Genomic DNA, 17,650 nt, shown 5'->3' with positions numbered 1-17,650 from the left:
TCGTTGTACCCCGATCGGGTGGCGGGAGCCGACATCTTCGGCGTGATGCCGACGACGCAGTACGGTCGAGTCATGGCCGCCGCACCTGCCGACCCTGACGTCCGCGTGCCGGGCCAGCTCGGTCGCATCCCGATCCGTGACCTCCGCCCCCGGCAGAGCGAGAACCTGTGGGCGGCGAACGCCTACGTCGGCGAGGTCGTGCCGTTCGAGGCGACAGTGTTCCGCGAAGGCCACGACGCGCTGTTCGCCGAGCTCGTGCTGACCGACCCGTCGGGTGCCGTCACTCGTCACCCGATGCACGAGGTCGCGAAGGGCACCGACCGGCATCGCGCCGAGGTGCGCCTCGATTCGATGGGCGCCTGGCGCTGGCGAGTGCGGGCGGCCCGCGACGACTGGGCGACCTGGCTGCACACCGCAGAGATCAAGGTCGCCGCCGACCAGGATGTCGACATCGTCTTCGCCGCGGGCGTGCAGGTGCTGCAACGCGGCTCGGGCAAGGTGCTCGCCGACGCCGCGCGAGCCCTCGCCGACCCGGGGCTCACCCCGGCCGCCCGGCTCAAGGTCGCGCACGACCCCCGGCTCGCCAAGGCGATCGCCGCGCATCCGCTGCTGTCGCTCGTCACCGAGTCGGCTCCGCTGACCCTGCGGGTGGAGCGGGCGCGTGCCGCGGTCGGCTCCTGGTACGAGTTCTTCCCCCGCTCGGAGGGGGCGAAGAAGGCGAAAGACGGCTCGTGGACCTCCGGCACGTTCCGCACGGCCGCGAAGCGCCTGCCGGCGGTCGCCGCGATGGGCTTCGACGTCGTGTACCTGCCGCCCATCCATCCGATCGGCGTGGCGTTCCGCAAGGGGCCCAACAACACCACCGATGCCGGACCGCACGACCCGGGCAGCCCGTGGGCCATCGGCGGACCGCTCGGCGATGGCACCAACGGCGGGCACGACGCCATCCACCCCGACCTGGGCACCCTCGCCGACTTCCGCTGGTTCGTCGCGGAGGCCGAGAAACTGGGGCTCGAGATCGCACTCGACCTGGCCCTGCAGTGCTCCCCCGATCACCCGTGGGTGACGGAGCATCCCGAATGGTTCACCCACCGGCCCGACGGCTCGATCGCCTACGCCGAGAACCCGCCGAAGAAGTACCAGGACATCTACCCGCTCGACTTCGACACCGACCCGGAGGGGCTCTCCGCCGAGGTGCTGCGCATCGTCGAGCACTGGATCGCGCAGGGGGTGAACATCTTCCGCGTCGACAACCCGCACACCAAGCCGCTGTGGTTCTGGGAGTGGCTGCTCGGCCGCATCGCGGCGACGCATCCGGATGTCGTCTTCCTCGCCGAGGCGTTCACCCGGCCCGCGATGCTGCATTCGCTCGCCGAGGCCGGGTTCCAGCAGTCGTACACGTACTTCACGTGGCGCAACACGAAGCCCGAGCTGGAGGAGTTCCTCACCGGGCTCGCCACCCAGTCGGCGGACTACCTGCACCCCAACCTGTTCGTGAACACCCCCGACATCCTCACCGAGTACCTGCAGTTCGGCGGGCCGCCGGCCTACAAGATCCGGGCCGCCATCGCGGCGACCGCGTCGCCGTCGTGGGGCGTGTACTCCGGTTACGAGCTGTTCGAGGATGTCGCCCGGCCGGGCAGCGAAGAGAACATCGACAACGAGAAGTACGAGTACAAGCCGCGTGACTGGGCCCGCGCCGCGACCACGGGCCGCACCCTCGCGCCGTACCTGACGCTGCTCAATCAGATCCGCCGCGAACATCCGTCGCTGCAGCAGTTGCGCAACCTACGCGTGCACTGGAGCGACGACGACGCGGTGCTCGTCTACTCGAAGTTCCTCGACGGCGCCTTCACCCCGAAGGGTCGCCCCGACGGCATCATCGTCGTGGCGAACGTCGACCCGCACTCGGTGCGCGAGACGAGCGTGCACCTCGACCTGCGGCAGCTCGGGCTCGACCCCGGCGTGACGTTCGACGTGCGGGAGATCCTCACCGGCCAGCGCTGGACGTGGAGCGACTCCAACTTCGTGCGGCTTGATGCGTTCACCGAACCGGTGCACATCCTCAACGTCGAGTACGGCGCCGCGGTGAGGAAGCCCTGATGGCTGCGCCCAAGAAGTCGGTCCCCCAGCTGCCCGAACTCGACGCCGGGCTGATCTCGGCGCTCGTCAGCGCCAGCCACCCGCAGCCGCACGATTGGCTCGGCGCCCACGAGGTCGCCGAGGGATGGGTCATCCGCGCCGTGCGTCCGCTCGCGAAGACGGTCACCGCGATCCGGGCGGATGGCACGCGCGTGCCGCTCACGCATGTCGCCGACGGGCTGTGGCAGGGCCTCGCCCCCGGCGCGGGGCAGGCGTACGACCTCGAAGCGACCTACGACGGCGCACCCGACTGGGTGACGGGTGACCCGTACCGGTTCGTGCCGAGCGTCGGCGAGATCGACCTGTACCTGTGGGCCGAGGGGCGGCACGAGCAGATCTGGCACGTGCTCGGCGCCCACCATCGGCCGCACGAGGATGTCGCCGGCACCAGCTTCTCGGTGTGGGCGCCGCACGCCCGCGCGGTGCGGGTCGTCGGCGATTTCAACTCCTGGTCGGGGCTCTCGCACGCGATGCGGCGCCTCGACGACAACGGGGTATGGGAGCTGTTCGTGCCCGGGCTCGCACCGGGGTCGACCTACAAGTTCGAGATCCTCACCCAGGCCGGCGCCTGGGTGACCCGTGCCGACCCGATGGCGCGCTACACCGAGGTACCGCCGAAGACCGCCTCCGTCGTCGGGCAGACGCTCTACGAGTGGCACGACTCCACCTGGCTCGCCCAGCGCGCGTCGCACGACCCGCACAACTCGGCGATGAGCGTCTACGAGTTGCATCTCGGGTCGTGGCGCCCGGGCCTCGGCTACCGGGAACTGGCCGATCAGCTGATCGAGTACATCCACGAGCTGGGATTCACCCACGTGGAGTTCCTGCCGGTCGCCGAGCACCCGTACGGGCCGTCGTGGGGATATCAGGTCACCGGCTATTACGCGCCGACCTCGCGGTTCGGGCACCCCGACGACTTCAAGTACCTCGTCGACCGGCTGCACCAGGCATCCATCGGGGTCATCGTCGACTGGGTGCCCGCGCACTTCCCGAAAGACGAGTGGGCGCTGGCGAACTTCGACGGGCAGCCGCTCTACGAGCACTCCGACCCGCGCCTCGGCGAGCACCCCGACTGGGGAACCCTGGTGTTCGACTTCGGGCACAGCCAGGTGCGCAACTTCCTCGTCGCGAACGCCCTGTACTGGCTGGAGGAGTTCCACGTCGACGGGCTGCGGGTGGATGCCGTCGCCTCGATGCTCTACCTCGACTACTCCCGCAAAGACGGCGAGTGGCTGCCGAACGAGAACGGCGGGCGCGAGAACCTGCGCGCGATCTCGTTCCTGCAAGAGGTCAACGCGACCGCGTACAAGCGCAACCCCGGCATCGTGATGATCGCCGAGGAGTCGACCTCGTGGGCGGGCGTCACCGGCACCACCGGGGGCAACGGACTCGGGTTCGGCCTCAAGTGGAACATGGGCTGGATGCACGACTCGCTGGAGTACATGCACGAGAACCCGATGTGGCGCGCCCACCACCACGACAAGATCACCTTCTCGTTCGTCTACGCCTGGAGCGAGAACTTCCTGCTGCCGATCTCGCACGACGAGGTGGTGCACGGCAAAGGCTCGCTGCTGGCGAAGATGCCGGGCGACCAGTGGCAGAAGCTCGCCAACCTCCGTGCGTACCTGGCGTTCATGTGGGCGCATCCCGGCAAGCAGCTGCTGTTCATGGGCTGCGAGTTCGGTCAGCCCTCGGAGTGGAGCGAGCAGCGCGGACTCGACTGGTGGATTCTCGACCAACCCGCGCACCAGGGGCTCTCGCGGCTCGTGTCGTCGCTGAACCGCGTCTACCGCGAACAGCCCGCCCTGTGGGAACAGGACAACACCCCGGCCGGTTTCGAGATGCTCGGCAACGACGCCCCGGCCAACGTGCTGGCGTTCGTGCGCTGGTCGGCATCTGGTGAGGCGCTGGTCTGCGCGATCAACTTCGGCGGCAACCCCGTCGGCCCGTACCGCATCGGGATGCCGTTCGCGGGCCGGTGGGACGAGGTGATCAACACCGACGCCGTCGAGTTCGGCGGGTCCGGTGTCGGCAACTACGGCTCGGTCGTCGCCGCCGAGGAGCCCTGGGCCGGACGCCCCGCATCGGTGGAACTCACCCTCCCCCCGCTCGCCGCCCTCTGGCTCCGCGCCGCCCGCTGAGGTCGGCGCGCGAAGTGCCACTTTCTGCCGCCCGACGCGCGCGACGTGCGGCAGAAGCGGGCACTTCGCGCGTCAGTAGAGCAGCAGGGTGAGGCGGCGGCGCGCTGCGGCGACGCGGGGGTCGTCGGCTCCGGCGATCTCGAAGTACTCGAGGAGGCGGGTGCGCACGGCCTCGCGGCCCTCGCCGTCGAGCGACGGGAACAGGTCGAGCAGACGGGCGAAGGCATCGTCGAGGTGTCCGCCACTCACGTCGAGGTCGGCGACGGCGAGCTGAGCGGCGACGGAGGCCGGAGCATCCGCCGCGGCTTTCCGCAGGTCGTCGGCGACGGCACCGTCGAGGCGTTGCAGCAGGGATGCCTGCGCCAGTCCGGCGACGGCGAGGGTGTCGCGCGGGTTCTGCACGATCGCCTTCTTGTAGGCGGCGACGGCGGCCGCGTAGTCGCCGGTCGAGATCGCGTCGAACGCCTCCTGGTGGAGGGGCGGAAGCGGCTCTTCGACAGGAGCGGCGGGTTCCGCGGAGTCATCCTCGGCGGAAGGCGCGGCGTTCGGGTCGAGGCTGCCGGTGATGCCGTTCTGCTGGGCGACCTGCAGCAGCTGGTCGAAGACCTGCCGCACCTGCTCGTCGGCCGGCGTCCCCACGAAGAGCGGCACCGGACGCCCGCCGATGATCCCCGCCGCGGCGGGTACCTCCCGCACCTGGAACGCCTCCGCGATGCCGGGGTTCGCCTGGGCATCGACGGTGGCGAGCACGAGGCGTCCGCCGTAGGACTCGACGATCGCGCCGAGTGCGGGAGCGAGGCCGGGAGCGTAGAGCTCGACGACCACAGGGACCCGCGCCGAGAGTTCGACGATCTGCGGGAACGTCGCCTCGGTCACCTCGACGACGAGACCGCTGCCCGACGGCGGCGGTGTCGTTCCGGGTGCCGGGGTCGGGGTGTTCGCGCGCCGCACGAGTCCGGAGAGGTCGACGGCGCCGCGCAGGCTCGGTCCAGGGTTGCTCATCGCATCCAGCTTCGCACGACGGGCAGGGGTCTAGCCGACCTCGGCCGCCGCCACCAGACCCTGCGCGTAGCCGAGAACGACGATCTTCTGGTCGGTCGCGCTCGCCGGCGGCACATAGAACAGCAACTGCACCCCGTAGGTCGCGACGATGCCGCGCGTCGACTGCGACTTGCCCGAGAGCGCCTTCACCTGGCCCTTGGTGTTGATCGCGGCGCCGGCTTCGACCGGTTTGACCGTCTCGACGTCTTCCAGGATGACGGCGACGATCTGCCCGGAGTCGTTGGTGCCGAATGCGACAGGCGGATCTTCCCCGGGACCGTTCGTGAAGTCGATCGTCGCGCTCGTCGGCAGCTCGGCCCGCTGCTTCGCCTTGTACTCGGCTCCGATCTGCTCGCGCAGGCTGTCGCCTTCGGCTTCGAACAGGTCGGCGAACTCGCTCTCGTCACCGTTGATGAGCACGTCGCCGTAGGCAGCGGCAAGCTCGTCGGGGGCGAGAAGGCCGAAGCCGTTCGTCGGCGGCAGGGCCGGGGCGCCCAGCTCCGGCGGCGCGACGTCGGGCACCGACGCGATCAGGGTGACGATGTAGGACGCCTTGTAGTTCTCCCGCGGCGACTCCTGCGTGAGCATGATTCCCACGGCCTGCACTCCGCTGTCGCGCGTCACCGCGAACACCCGGCGCGGCCAGGTGTCGGTCTGCTCCGGCAGAATGACCTCGACCGACTCGGAGGGGATCGCGGCGAGCGGTGCGACCGTCGCATCGGCGGTGCGGATCGCGTAGTTCGCGGTACGGAGGGCGAGCGCGGGGCCGGTGAGTCGTTCGGCCGCGAGGGTCGCATCCGCGGCCTCGTCGGCATCCGCAACCGCGCCGACGACGTCGACGAGGATGCTGTCGAACTGACCAGGGGTCACCGCGACCGGGCTCATCGCGAACTCGGGGGTCTCGCTCGCGCCCGGGGCGGGCTGCTCTGCGACGGTGCAGCCGCTCAGCAGCAGCATCCCGGCGGTGATCGCGCCGGCCGCGACGAACGCACGACGTCGACCCGAGCCGGCACGTGCGGGTTCGAGCTCGGGGGTCGGCTTTCCGCCCCGGCGCTTCTCGGGCTTGAGCTGCGGCGGCTTCGGGCGCTTGGGGAGTTTCGGGGTCGACCGGCGCGGACCGCGGCTGCCGCGGGTGTGCACGAGGGCCCAGAGGAAGGCGCCGAGCCCGCCGAGGAGCAACACGATGCCGCCGATGATCAGCGGACCCGAGGCCGGCGCGGAGTTGTCGAGCGGCCAGGTGATGCTGAGGTCGAGGGGCGGCGACGGCTCTTCGGCTGCCGCTGAGCCGTCGGCCTCTTCCCCTTCGGGAGCCTCGACCGGTGCTTCGGTGGTCACGTCGGTGCCGTCGGCCGGGGTCGGGTCGACCCCGATGATGACCGAGATGCCCTCGGGGGCGTTGATCTTGCGGGTGAGCAGGTCGGTTCCCGTGAACTCCCGCAGCCACAGGTCGGATCCGACGAGCGACGGAACCTCGGCGGCCGGCTCGGAACCGCTGACCACCTCGGTCGTCAGTTCCTGCGTCTCGGCGTCCCAGCCGATCTGGTTGTAGGCGGCGTCGCCGACCCAGGCCATCACGTCGGCGGTACGGCCGTAGGCGAGCACGATGTCACCGGTCGCGGCGATCTCGATCGACTGCGTGCCGGCGTTCGCGTTGAGCGTCGCGGCGTCGATGACCGTGAGTGGGGCGTCGCCGGTGACCACCGACGACGAGATGGATGCCGGCCCGGCGAACACGGTGCGCTGAGCGACACCGAGCCCGATGGCGGCGGCGGCGAGTACGAGCGCGACGATCGCGACGACGAATCGCACGGGTGGATACCTCCCGGCGTGTTGAAGACACAGACATTCCAGAATACCTGCCCTCCTGGATGGCACCTGGGAGCCGCCTGAAACCGAGGGGCCCGCGAGGCCCGTCGCGCGGCGACATCCCTGCCTACGCCTCGCGTACGGGCCGTTACACTCGGAGGGTTCCCCGCGCGGTCGGGGACCCATCCACGCACCAGCAGAACCATCGAACGGGGAGTTCAACGTGGCGTCCGAGGACACGGGTTTCAGCACCGAACTGCGGGGCTACAAGAAGGACGAGGTCGACTCGGTCGTCAGCGAACTGCGCCGCGACCTGATCAAGGCCAACGCCGAGAAGAACGATCAGACCAAGGAGATCAAGCGTCTTCAGGCGGTCGCGGAAGACCTTCAGGCGGAACTCGACGAGGTCGGCAGCCCCACCTATTCCGGTCTGGGCACGAAGCTCGAGAACACCCTGCGCGTCGCCGAGGAGCAGTCGACGCGGCTCATCAGCCAGGCCGACATCGACGCCGAGCGCATGCGCCAGGCGGTGCAGCAGGAGGTCGACGCGCTGCGCGCCGAGGCCACCGCGCACGCCGAGAGCACGGTCTCGCAGGCGCGCGCCGAAGCGGAGCGCGCCGTTCAGGATGCCCGCGACGAAGCCGCCGCCCTGCTCTCCGCCGCTCAGGCGGAGGCCGAGACCGTGCGGCAGGACGCGCTGCGGGAAGCCGCCGTCACCCGCGGTGCCGCCGCGACCGAGGTCGCCGAGACCCGTGCCGCCGGCAAGCGCGAGGTCGCCTCGCTGCGCGCCGAGGTCGAGCACGAGCTCGCCGAGCTGCGCACGGCCGCCCAGCGCGAGGTCGCGGATGCCCGCGAGGCAGCTGCCACGCTCGCCCGCGAGACCGAGCGCACCCGGGCCGAGTTCGAAGCCGAAAGCGCCCGCCTGCGTTCCGACCTCGAACGCGAGCTCGAGGAGGCGCGCACCAACCTGGAACGCGACACCGCCGACGCGCGCATCGCCCTCGAGAACGACACGAAGGCCGCCAACGAGGCCCTGGATGCCGACACCCAGCGTGCCCGCGCCGAACTCGAGGCGTCCACGAAGGCGTCGCAGGCCGCGCTCACCGCGGAGGCGGCGCGCGTGCGTGCCGAACTCGAGGCCGAGATCACCAGCGGACGGGCGGCCCTCGAGGCGGAACTCAGCGGCGCCCGCGAGGCCTGGGAGGCCGAGTCGAGCGGTGCACGGAGCGCACTCGCCGCGGAACTGGCGCACACCCGGTCGGAAGTCGAGAACGAGATCGCCCAGGCCCGCGCGACCCTCGCCTCGGAGATCGAGAAGCAGCGCACCGACCTGGCCCGCGAGATCGCCCGGCAGCGTGCCGAGATCGCCCAGGAGGTCGAGACCACGCGCGCGCGCATCCAGCACGACACCGACGGCCTGCAGGCGAAACTGCTGGCGACCGCCGAGCAGGCGCGAGCCGACCTCGAGGTCGAGCTCACCGCCCGCCGCGACGAAGCCGAGAAGGAGTACGTGCGCAAGCACCAGGAGGCGGCCGCCGCGACGCAGAAGTACCTCGACGAGGCACAGGCGCAGCTCACCGAGGCGACCAACGCCGCCGCCGAGCAGCGTGCTGAGGCGCAGCGTCTCAGCACCACGAGCAAGGCCGAAGCGAAGGCGCTGCTCGACGACGCGAAGGCGAACGCGAAGAGCCGGGTCGACGAGGCCGAGAAGCGCGCGAAGGACCTGGTGAGAGACGCCGAGAAGCGCGCGTCGCAGCTTCTGGGCGACGCCGAGGAGCGCCTCGTGCAGATCCGTCTCGAGCGTGAGTCGGTCGCCGGCTACATCCAGAGCCTCCGCGGGGTGCTGGCGTCGGCCGAGCAGATCGCCAACGACCACGGCTTCCCGGCCGGTGTCGCCGACGACGAGCCGCTCGCGGTCGAGGCGGCCGCAGAGGCCGACGACGAGGAATCCGACGAGATCGACGAGATCGACGAGGTCGACGAGGACACGCGCGAGCGGGAGCACGCGGGCTGACTTGACCGGCGCACCGAGCCGCTAGCCTTGCGTTCGTGAAGATCCAGAACGCGTTCCGCCTCGGTCTGTTCGGTGGCCTCGGGGTCATCGTGGCGATCGGCATCGGCGGCGCGATCGGGTCACTCGCGACGATCCTCACCTACGTCGGTGCGGCGCTCTTCCTCGCGCTCGGCGTCGACCCCCTGGTCTCGTGGCTTGAGAAGCACGGCTGGAAGCGCGCGGTGGCGATTCTCGTGGTGCTCGCCGGCATTCTGGCGATCGTCGCCGGCTTCGTGCTCGCCATCATCCCGGTCATCGCCGACCAGGTGAGCAACCTCATCGAACGCGCGCCCGGGATCTTCGACGAGCTGGTCAACCAGCGAGCGCTCGAGATCTGGTGGGACGAGACACTCCCGTGGCTGCCGTTCTCCGAGGTGCTGACCAACATCACCGAGTTTTTCAACGACAACCTCGCCACGATTACCGGGGGTGTACTCGCCACCGCGGTCAACATCTTCTCGGGTGCCTTCGGCGCCGTGATCGTGCTTATTCTGATGCTGTACTTCGTCGCCTCGTTGGCGAGCATCAAGCGCGGCCTCTACCAGCTCGTACCCGCCACGAAGCGCGAGACGTTCATCGACATCGCCGAGCAGATCATGACCGCCGTCGGCCGCTACGTCGTCGGGCAGGTCGCGATGGGTCTCACCAACGGCATCCTCTCCATCATCTTCCTGACGGTGCTCGGCTGGATTCTCGGCGACCCGATCGAGTACGCGGTGCTGCTCGCGTTCCTCGCCTTCCTGTTCTCCCTGGTACCGCTCGTCGGAACGATCACCGGGTCGATCATCATCACGCTCGCCGTGTGGGCGTTCGACGGTTGGCCGGCGGTGCTGATCGTCGGCATCTGGTACCTCGTGTACATGCAGGTCGAGGCCTACGTGATCAGCCCCAACGTCATGAACCGGGCGGTCAAGGTGCCCGGTGTCGTGGTCGTGGTCGCCGCTCTCGCCGGCGGCACGCTGCTCGGCATCCTGGGTGCGCTCATCGCGATCCCGGTGGCGGCGGCGATCCTGCTCATCATCAAGCAGGTCATCATCCCGCGGCAGAACGAGCTGTAGCGGCGCTCAGCCGAGGGCGTCGGCCTTCTTCAGCAGCACGTCGCGCTCGCGCTCGTTGGTGGCGAGCCGGGCGGCAGCGGTGAGTTCGTTGCGGGCCTCGTCGACCCGGCCGAGGCGGGCAAGCAGTTCGCCGCGCACGCTCGGCAGTAGGTGCGACCCGCGCAGCGCGCCCTCGGCGGCGAGGGTGTCGACGATGCGGAGTGCGTTGGCCGGCCCGGTCGCCATCGACACCGCGACCGCCCGGTTGAGCTCCACGACGGGACTCGGGGCGATGCGCCCGAGCGCTTCGTAGAGCACGACGATCTCGTCCCAGTCGGTCGCCGCGACGCTCGGCGCGACGGCATGGCAGCGGGCGATCGCGGCCTGCAACGCGTAGCTGCCGCGTCCGCGACCCAGCGCGTCGGCGCGGTCGAGAGCCGCGATCCCGCGGCGGATCTGGGTGTGATCCCATCTCGAGCGATCCTGATCGGCGAGCAGGATCGGCGACCCGTCGTGCGCCTCCCGGGCGGCGAATCGCGAGGACTGCAGCTCCATCAGCGCCACCAGACCCTGCACCTCCGGCTCACGCGGTAGCAGCGCCGCGAGCACCCGGCCCAGCCGCAGCGCCTCGACCGCGAGGTCGTGCCGCACCCACCGCTCCCCCGACGTCGCGCTGTAGCCCTCGGTGTAGACGAGGTAGACGACCCCGAGCACCGCGCCGAGCCGCGCCGGCCACTCCGCGGGGTCGGGCACCTCGAACGGCACCCGGGCGGCCGCGAGGGTCTTCTTGGCCCGCACGATGCGCTGCTGGATGGTGGCGACCGGCACGAGGAACATCCGCGCGATCTCCTCCGTGGTGAGGCTCGCGACGACCCGGAGGGTCAGGGCGACCTGCGCCTCGCGGGAGAGCGTCGGATGACAGGCGGCGAAGACGAGGCGCAGCACGTCGTCGGGGATCGGCTCCCACTCGACATCCTCGGTCTGCTCCAGGTCGTGGGCGAGGGCACGGTAGCGGTCGTCGAGCCGTTCGCGCCGTCGCCATCCGTCGATCGCCTTCCGCTTCGCCACCGCCGTCAGCCACGCCCCCGGGTTGTCGGGAACGCCCGTCTGCGGCCACTGGGCGAGGGCGTCGGCGACCGCCTCCTGGGCGAGGTCTTCGGCGAGCCCGACGTCGCCGGTGAGGCGGGCGAGGGTCGCCGTGACCCTCGCCCCCTCGATGCGCCACAGTGCTTCGACCGAACGATGGGCATCGACGCGCGGTGCGATCCCGCTCACATCGACCCCTGCTCGCGCCAGCCCTTCTCCTTCTGGAGGTACTCGTTGTCCGCGAAGTCGGCGAAGTCCGACTCGTCGGTGACCCGGCGGATCTCGGTCTTCGAGCCCTTCGTCAGCGGCATCCGCAGCGCCCACTCCACGGCCTCCTCGCGGCTCGACACCTCGAGGATGTAGAAGCCGTTGAAGAGTTCGTGCACCTCGCCGTAGGGGCCGTCGGTGACGATCGGCTTCTCACCGGTGTGGTCGATGACGACGCTGTCGTTCGGGGCGAGGCCTTCGCCGGCGACGAGCACTCCCGCGTTCACGAGCTGCTCGTTGAAGGCGCCGACCTGGTTGATGATCTCCTCGAACGGCAGTTCGCCGGCGAACAACTCCGCCTCGGGGGTCGGACGCATGATGAGCATGTACTTGGGCATTTCGTTCTCCTCAGATTCGAGACCCCCGTCGGGCCCCTCTACTCAAGACGTCGAACGAGAACGGGTCGGATCGACATCCTCCGGAAAATTCCTTCCGGTCACCCGCCCCAGGTCGTCGGCAACGGCAGAGCGGACGGGTTCACGCGCTCCACGATCTCGCTCAGCACCCGGGAGGTGTGCGTCTCACCCACCCAGAGGTGCTTCGCGTCGTCGACGGCGACGACCTGCGCGCCGGGCAGCACCGCGAATCTCTCGCGGGCCGCGTCGGGCTTCAGGAAGTCGTCGAGTTCGGGCACGAGCGCGACGACCGGCACACCCCGGTCGGCCCAGGCGGCCAGCTCGTCAGGGGTGGTGCGCCGCAGCGGCGGGGACAGCAGGATGACGCCGGCGATCGGGAACGGCAGGCCGTGCTTGAGCGCCACCTCGGTGCCGAACGACCAGCCGACGAGCCACGGAGTCGGCAGGCCCCGTTCGGCGACGAACGCCATCGCCGCGGCGAGGTCGAGCCGCTCGTCGATGCCGTCGCCGAACGAGCCCTGCGAGGTTCCGCGCGGCGAGGTCACCCCGCGGAAGTTGAACCGCAGCACCGCGAGGTCGGCGAGCGCCGGCAGCCGGGCCGCCATCTTGCGGATGACGTGGGAGTCCATGAACCCGCCGTGCGTCGGCAGGGGGTGCAGGCACACCAGGGTCGCGACCGGATCCTTCTCGAGCGGGAGGGCGAGTTCGCCGACGAGGGTGAGCCCGTCGTCGGTGTGCAGCTCGATGTCTTCGCGGCGGGCCGGCAGTTCGACACCGGCACGGATCTCGATCGTCATGCGCGGCTTCAGCTCCTGATCTTCCAGCAGTGCGAATGCCAGTGTCGTCGGGCCGCGAGGTCGTCGGCCTCCCCCATGATGCCGTCGGCGCGCCACGTGACGAGGTGCGCGGTGGCCGGCACGATCTCGAGCCCGCACCCCGGGCACAGGTAACTCTTGACCGCCGAGGATGCCGATTGCGGCTGCACGTTCCACACCCCGTCGCGCTTCACCTCGGTGCGCAACCGCCCGGCGAGGGCCCGCTCCAGGTCCAGCTCCGCCTGCTCTTCCCGGCGGCGATTGGATCGAGGCACCCTCCCACCCTAACCAGCGGCACCATCCGATGCGCTCGCGTACCACAGCCTGAGATCGCCGGGAACACCCGGTGCGACTCAGGGGGAGGCGGCGGCCGAGCGATGAGGCAATCGGGGCAGGGGTCCCCGCTCTCTTGCCTCAGCGGTCGGCCGCCGCCGCCCCCAGCCCCCAGCAACGAGTCAGTCCCGGCCGCCCGTACTCATCTGCTCCAGCCGGGCCTCTTCGAGATCGAGGAGAGACTGCGCGCGTTGCAGGATCCTCGACGGGTACGCGCCGCGTGCGCGGGCATCCAGCAGCACGTCGCGCTCGACCTGCAGCACCTCCCGGCGCAGTTCGCGGTACTGCTGGTGCGGGGACTGCAGGATGCCGTCGTCGGCGTCGGCGTGTTTCGCGCGCTCCCAGGCGACTTCGGAGGCGAGCAGGGTGTCGTGGCGCACGCGTTCGATGACGGCCGGGTCGATGTCGCTGCCGTCGGGGAGTCTCAGCCGGGGCGCGTCGAGGGTGGCGAGCCCGGCTTCCTGCATCTCGTCGAGCAGGGTGGCGAGTTCGCGGCGGTCGGCGATGCGGTCGGAGCCGCGGATGCCGGTCCAGCGGATGACGAGCGGCAGCGTTCCGCCTTGCACGAGCAGGGTGACGATCGCGACGGTGAAGGCGATGAGCACGAGCTGTTCGTAGTACGGGGTCTCCCGCGGCAGGGATTGGGCGGCCGCGAGGGTGACGACGCCCCGCATCCCTGCCCAGCCGAGCACGATGCCGCCCCGCCAGCCGAGCCCTTCCGCCTGGTACTGCTTGACGTCGTTGCGCGCCTGTTCCGAGCGCCGCAGCGACCCGGTCGCCCGCGCGGCCCGACGCGCTGAGCGCTGTTCGCCGCGGCGCACGAAGAACAGCAGCGGCCAGACGAAGCCGAATCGCAGCACCATGAGGATGCCGGCGAGCAGCACGCCCAGGGCGACGGCCTGGTGCCAGGCCAGGTCGCCTTGTTCGATCTCGGTGACGATGCCGGACAGTTGCGCCCCCATCAGCAGGAAGACGCCGTTCTCGAGCACGAACTGCAGGGTGCGCCAGTTGAGTCGTTCGGCGATGCGCGACTGGGGGGTGAGCCTCGCGCTCTGGTGCCCGGAGTAGATGCCGGAGGCGACGACGGCGATGACTCCGGAGGCGTGGAGCTCTTCGGCGGGGATGTAGGCGATGAAGGGCACTGCGAACGAGATGGCCGTGTCGAGGATCGGTTGGCCGAGGCGGCGGCGGATGACGACGGAGACGAAGCCGACGATGAGCCCGAGGGCGAGGGCCACGACCACCGAGTAGGCGAAGTCGCCGATCGAGCCGGCGATGTCGAACGTTCCCGACACCGAGAGGGCGCCCGCGGCGATCGCGGAACGCAGCAGCACCAGTGCCGTGGCGTCGTTGACGAGCCCCTCGCCTTCGAGGATCGCGAGCAACCGCGGCGGCAGCCCGAGCCGTTTGCCGATCGCGGTGGCGGCCACGACATCCGTCGGGCTGATGACGGCGCCGAGCGCGATCGCGGCGGCGAGGTCGAGGTCTTCGAGGATCACGAACAGCACGAAGCCGGTGAGGAAGGCGCTGCCGATGACGAGCAGCACGCTGAGGGCCGAGATCGATCCGAAGTTGCGGCGGAAGTCGACGACCGGCAGCTGGATGGCGGCGGCGTAGAGCAGGAGGGGCAGAACGCCCATGAGGATCAGTTCGGGGTCGACCTCGATGTTCGGGATGCCCGGGATGAAGCTGTAGCCGATGCCGACGAGCACGAGCAGGAGGGGCGCGGCGACCCCGAGCCGGTGGGAGAACGCCGCCGCGGCGACGATGAGCACCACCCCGCCGATCCCGACGAGCGCGAAGTCGAGGTCCATGCGCTCAGGTTACCGACGCGGCTAGTACCAGCCTTTGCGCTCGCTGTGCTCCCACGCGCCGCACGGGGTGCCGTAGCGCCCGGCGATGTACCCCAGGCCCCAGGTGATCTGCGTCACCGGGTTGGTCTGCCAGTCGGCGCCCGCGGTCGCCATCTTGTCGCCGGGCAGCGCCTGCGGGATGCCGTAGGCACCGCTCGACGGGTTGTGGGCGTAGACGTTCCAGTGCGACTCGCGGTTCCAGAGTGCGACGAGGCACTCGAACTCGCTCTGATCCCAGCCCCGTGCGAGCACCATGTCGTAGGCGATCGCCTGGGCCGTGCCCGGGTCGGGAACGCCGACGGCGGGGGCGGTGCGGATGCGGCTGACGGCGAACGCGTCGCGGAACGCCCCCGGGTGCTCGGGGTCGGCGAGCACGTAGCTCTGACCGGGCTGGGTCGCCGGCGCGACCGCGAAGGCACGTGCCTCCTCCCCCGGGGAGAGCGACGACACGACCAGGAACGCGAAGGTCACGACCGTGGCGAATGAGGGCAGCGACCATCGGGAGCGCACATGACGCTCCTCGATCAGTTCCGGCACGCGGGGACGAAACGGTGCCCCCCGCCGGCGATAGCCGCTCACAGCTGGCTGAGCTTACGCGGCGCGTCCGTCAAACGTCAGAACCCCGAGTTGGTTACGGGGTCTTGACCGCTTGCAGCAGGTCGATGACGGCGTCGAGCACGACATCCACCTGCGTCTCCTGGTAGCCGCCGCGCTGGGCGCCGAACACGGCCCCGCGCACGTCGTCGACGGTCAGCGGCGTGCCCTGCTGGAGGTAGCGCACGACCCGGTCGGCGAACGCGTCGACGTCGCGCACCGAGTATCCGCCGGTGAGGATGCCGACCCGGGTGAATCGTCGACCGCGCGGTCGTACGCAGCGGTCGAGCAGCACCTGCGCGTCGGAGCGGGCCCGCTGGTACGCGCCCTGGTCGCCGAGTTCGGCGAGGGCACGATCGCGTTCCCGCGCCGCGAACGCGTCTTCGAGCCGTTCCAGCGCGGAGTCGACCGCCGCGGGCGAGTAGCCTCCGCGCTTCATGCTGAAGCCCATCTGGCGGATGGTGGCGGCCGTCACGACCTGGGCCGACCCACGGTCGCCGGTGTAGGCACGGCGCGCGTCTTCGAGGAAGTCCTCGACCTCGTCGATGTCGTACCCGGGGCCGCGTTTCACGCGCGGAAAGGTCGTGCTCACAACGTCAATGCTACGAGGTAGATCGCGTAGGCGACCGCCGCCGACGGCAGGATCGAGTCGAGCCGGTCGAGGAAGCCGCCGTGGCCGGGCAGCCAGGTCGAGATGTCCTTCACCCCGAGGCCGCGTTTGATGAGCGACTCGGTGAGGTCGCCCATCGTGCCGACGAGGGCGAGCAGCAGACCCATCACGAGTCCCACCCACCAGGGCTGACCGAGCATCAGCCAGCCGAGCAGGGTGCCGGCGATCACCGCGACGACGATCGAGCCCGCGAAGCCCTCCCAGGTCTTGCCGGGGCTGATCGTCGGCGCCAGCTTGTGCTTGCCGAAGGCGAGCCCCGACGCGTAGGCCCCGATGTCGGTGACGACCACGATGATGATCGACGCGAGCGTCCACCACTCGCCGCCGTCGAGTCCGACGAGCACGACGTAGAGCCCCGCCATGAAGGTGACGTAGACCTGCACGAACGCACCCGCGCCGATGTCGCCGAGCAGCGCGACGGCCCCGGCCCGATGGCTCGGGCGCAGCTGCTCGGCGAGCCGCCACAGCGTGATGATCACGACGGCGCCGAGCAGGGCGAGCCACAACCCTTCGACGCCGAAGAAGAACGCGGCCGGCACCGTCGCGACGGCGACCACCGTCGACGCGACCCGGGGCACGTCGCGGCCGGCGAAACGCAGGGCGCTCGAGAGCTCGAACACGGTGAGGCCGATCAGCACCGCGGCGAGGATCATGAACAGCCACTTGACCAGGATGAGGCTCACCAGGAACAGGCCGCCGAGCACGAGCCCGATGCCGATCGCGGCCAACAGATTGCGTCCCGTGCGCGCGTTGATCTTGGCATTGGCCTCGTCGAACTGGGCGCGGGCCTCTTCGACGCGGTGCTCGAGGTCGTCGAACGGGGTGTGCTTCTTGCCGGGCGGAGTCTCAGCCATCAGACCTCGAGCAGCTCGGCTTCCTTACGCTTGAGGGCGTCGTCGATCGCGTCGACGTGGTGCTTCGTGAGGGAATCCAGCTCTTTCTCGGCCCGCGCGATGTCGTCTTCGCCGACCTCCTTGCCCAGGGCATCCAGGTCGTCTTTCGCCTTGCGGCGCACGTTGCGGATCGCGACCTTGGCGTCTTCACCCTTGCCGCGCACGATCTTGACGTACTCCTTGCGGCGGTCTTCGGTGAGTTCGGGCATCGTCACCCGGATGATGGTGCCGTCGTTCGTCGGCGTCGCCCCCAGGTTCGGGAAGTTGACGATCGCGCGCTCGATCTCTTTCAGCGCGGCCTTGTCGTAGGGCGTCACGATGAGGGTGCGGGCTTCGGGGTTCTGCAGGCTCGCGAGCTGGGCGAGCGGCGTCGGGGTGCCGTAGTACTCGACCAGGATCTTCTGGAACAGCGCGGGGTTGGCCCGCCCGGTGCGCACCGTCGAGAAGTCTTCTTTGGCGACCTCGACAGCCCGGTCCATCTTGTCTCGGGCTTCGGTGAGGACATCGGCGATCGTCACGGGCACACTCCTTCGCATCCGTTTCCCGAGCTTAGGCGTACGGCG

At 70.0% G+C, this 17,650-nt stretch carries 15 protein-coding genes; 4 read left to right on the top strand and 11 right to left on the bottom strand.

The window, feature by feature from the left end; all coding sequences use genetic code 11:
- Nucleotides 1-72: 72 nt before the first annotated feature.
- Together IE173_RS01860 and glgB are read left to right on the top strand one after the other, a co-directional pair.
- Nucleotides 73-2,103 carry an alpha-1,4-glucan--maltose-1-phosphate maltosyltransferase gene (locus IE173_RS01860; RefSeq protein ID WP_229841913.1) on the top strand — a complete coding sequence of 677 codons (2,031 nt, stop codon included), beginning with the start codon at nucleotides 73-75 and terminating at the stop codon, nucleotides 2,101-2,103.
- Nucleotides 2,103-4,283, top strand: coding sequence for a 1,4-alpha-glucan branching protein GlgB (gene glgB / locus IE173_RS01855; RefSeq protein WP_191281677.1), 2,181 nt, complete (start codon nucleotides 2,103-2,105; stop codon nucleotides 4,281-4,283). The genes IE173_RS01860 and glgB overlap by 1 nt, the downstream gene beginning before the upstream one ends.
- A 72-nt stretch (nucleotides 4,284-4,355) precedes the next feature.
- On the opposite strand, the gene IE173_RS01850 is transcribed toward glgB, so the two are convergent.
- Nucleotides 4,356-5,285, bottom strand: coding sequence for a tetratricopeptide repeat protein (locus IE173_RS01850; protein ID WP_191281676.1), 930 nt, complete (start codon nucleotides 5,283-5,285; stop codon nucleotides 4,356-4,358).
- Between the two features lie 30 nt (nucleotides 5,286-5,315).
- Complete coding sequence (locus IE173_RS01845) at nucleotides 5,316-7,133, bottom strand: hypothetical protein (protein ID WP_191281675.1); 1,818 nt, start codon at nucleotides 7,131-7,133, stop codon at nucleotides 5,316-5,318.
- A 220-nt stretch (nucleotides 7,134-7,353) separates the two neighbouring features.
- Here IE173_RS01845 and IE173_RS01840 point away from each other — a divergent pair, with 220 nt between their 5' ends.
- Both IE173_RS01840 and IE173_RS01835 read left to right on the top strand, forming a co-directional pair.
- Complete coding sequence (locus IE173_RS01840) at nucleotides 7,354-9,144, top strand: coiled-coil domain-containing protein (protein WP_191281674.1); 1,791 nt, start codon at nucleotides 7,354-7,356, stop codon at nucleotides 9,142-9,144.
- A gap of 35 nt (nucleotides 9,145-9,179) precedes the next feature.
- Nucleotides 9,180-10,241, top strand: a complete 1,062-nt coding sequence (locus IE173_RS01835; RefSeq protein ID WP_191281673.1) for an AI-2E family transporter — start codon at nucleotides 9,180-9,182, stop codon at nucleotides 10,239-10,241.
- Between the two features lie 6 nt (nucleotides 10,242-10,247).
- On the opposite strand, the gene IE173_RS01830 is transcribed toward IE173_RS01835, so the two are convergent.
- The 9 genes from IE173_RS01830 to frr form a co-directional block, all read right to left on the bottom strand.
- Nucleotides 10,248-11,495: an RNA polymerase sigma factor gene (locus IE173_RS01830; protein ID WP_229841813.1), complete on the bottom strand. Its 1,248-nt coding sequence runs from the start codon at nucleotides 11,493-11,495 to the stop codon at nucleotides 10,248-10,250.
- A complete protein-coding gene (locus tag IE173_RS01825; protein ID WP_191281672.1) occupies nucleotides 11,492-11,911 on the bottom strand; it encodes a YciI family protein in 420 nt (139 codons plus the stop codon). The genes IE173_RS01830 and IE173_RS01825 overlap by 4 nt, the downstream gene beginning before the upstream one ends.
- Before the next feature lie 98 nt (nucleotides 11,912-12,009).
- Nucleotides 12,010-12,726 carry an alpha/beta hydrolase gene (locus tag IE173_RS01820; RefSeq protein WP_191281671.1) on the bottom strand — a complete coding sequence of 239 codons (717 nt, stop codon included), beginning with the start codon at nucleotides 12,724-12,726 and terminating at the stop codon, nucleotides 12,010-12,012.
- An 8-nt stretch (nucleotides 12,727-12,734) separates the two neighbouring features.
- Entirely contained in the window at nucleotides 12,735-13,019 is a 285-nt protein-coding gene (locus tag IE173_RS01815; RefSeq protein WP_191281670.1) for a hypothetical protein, read from the bottom strand.
- Nucleotides 13,020-13,199: 180 nt separating this feature from the next.
- A complete protein-coding gene (locus IE173_RS01810) occupies nucleotides 13,200-14,891 on the bottom strand; it encodes a cation:proton antiporter (RefSeq protein ID WP_191281669.1) in 1,692 nt (563 codons plus the stop codon).
- A gap of 21 nt (nucleotides 14,892-14,912) precedes the next feature.
- Nucleotides 14,913-15,467: an aggregation-promoting factor C-terminal-like domain-containing protein gene (locus tag IE173_RS15620; RefSeq protein WP_308433069.1), complete on the bottom strand. Its 555-nt coding sequence runs from the start codon at nucleotides 15,465-15,467 to the stop codon at nucleotides 14,913-14,915.
- Between the two features lie 94 nt (nucleotides 15,468-15,561).
- The gene (locus IE173_RS01800; protein ID WP_191281668.1) at nucleotides 15,562-16,116 is read right to left on the bottom strand and encodes a DivIVA domain-containing protein; all 555 of its coding nucleotides are present in this window, start codon (nucleotides 16,114-16,116) and stop codon (nucleotides 15,562-15,564) included.
- On the bottom strand, nucleotides 16,113-17,048 hold the full coding sequence (locus tag IE173_RS01795; RefSeq protein ID WP_191281667.1) for a phosphatidate cytidylyltransferase: 936 nt from the start codon (nucleotides 17,046-17,048) through the stop codon (nucleotides 16,113-16,115). The genes IE173_RS01800 and IE173_RS01795 overlap by 4 nt, the downstream gene beginning before the upstream one ends.
- Entirely contained in the window at nucleotides 17,048-17,623 is a 576-nt protein-coding gene (frr, locus tag IE173_RS01790) for a ribosome recycling factor (RefSeq protein WP_191281666.1), read from the bottom strand. The genes IE173_RS01795 and frr overlap by 1 nt, the downstream gene beginning before the upstream one ends.
- Nucleotides 17,624-17,650: the final 27 nt, after the last annotated feature.

The sequence above is a fragment of the Pseudolysinimonas yzui genome (genome assembly GCF_014653215.1).
Lineage (GTDB): Bacteria > Actinomycetota > Actinomycetes > Actinomycetales > Microbacteriaceae > Pseudolysinimonas_A > Pseudolysinimonas_A yzui.
This window is presented reverse-complemented; position numbering and strand designations above follow the sequence as displayed.

Coding starts and splice junctions, on each gene's coding strand:
- IE173_RS01810 (WP_191281669.1), bottom strand. CDS start 14,891: ATGGACCTCGACTTCGCGCTCGTCGGGATCGGCGGGGTGGTGCTCATC.
- IE173_RS01820 (WP_191281671.1), bottom strand. CDS start 12,726: ATGACGATCGAGATCCGTGCCGGTGTCGAACTGCCGGCCCGCCGCGAA.
- glgB (WP_191281677.1), top strand. CDS start 2,103: ATGGCTGCGCCCAAGAAGTCGGTCCCCCAGCTGCCCGAACTCGACGCC.
- IE173_RS01795 (WP_191281667.1), bottom strand. CDS start 17,048: ATGGCTGAGACTCCGCCCGGCAAGAAGCACACCCCGTTCGACGACCTC.
- frr (WP_191281666.1), bottom strand. CDS start 17,623: ATGCGAAGGAGTGTGCCCGTGACGATCGCCGATGTCCTCACCGAAGCC.
- IE173_RS01825 (WP_191281672.1), bottom strand. CDS start 11,911: ATGCCCAAGTACATGCTCATCATGCGTCCGACCCCCGAGGCGGAGTTG.
- IE173_RS01860 (WP_229841913.1), top strand. CDS start 73: ATGGCCGCCGCACCTGCCGACCCTGACGTCCGCGTGCCGGGCCAGCTC.
- IE173_RS01850 (WP_191281676.1), bottom strand. CDS start 5,285: ATGAGCAACCCTGGACCGAGCCTGCGCGGCGCCGTCGACCTCTCCGGA.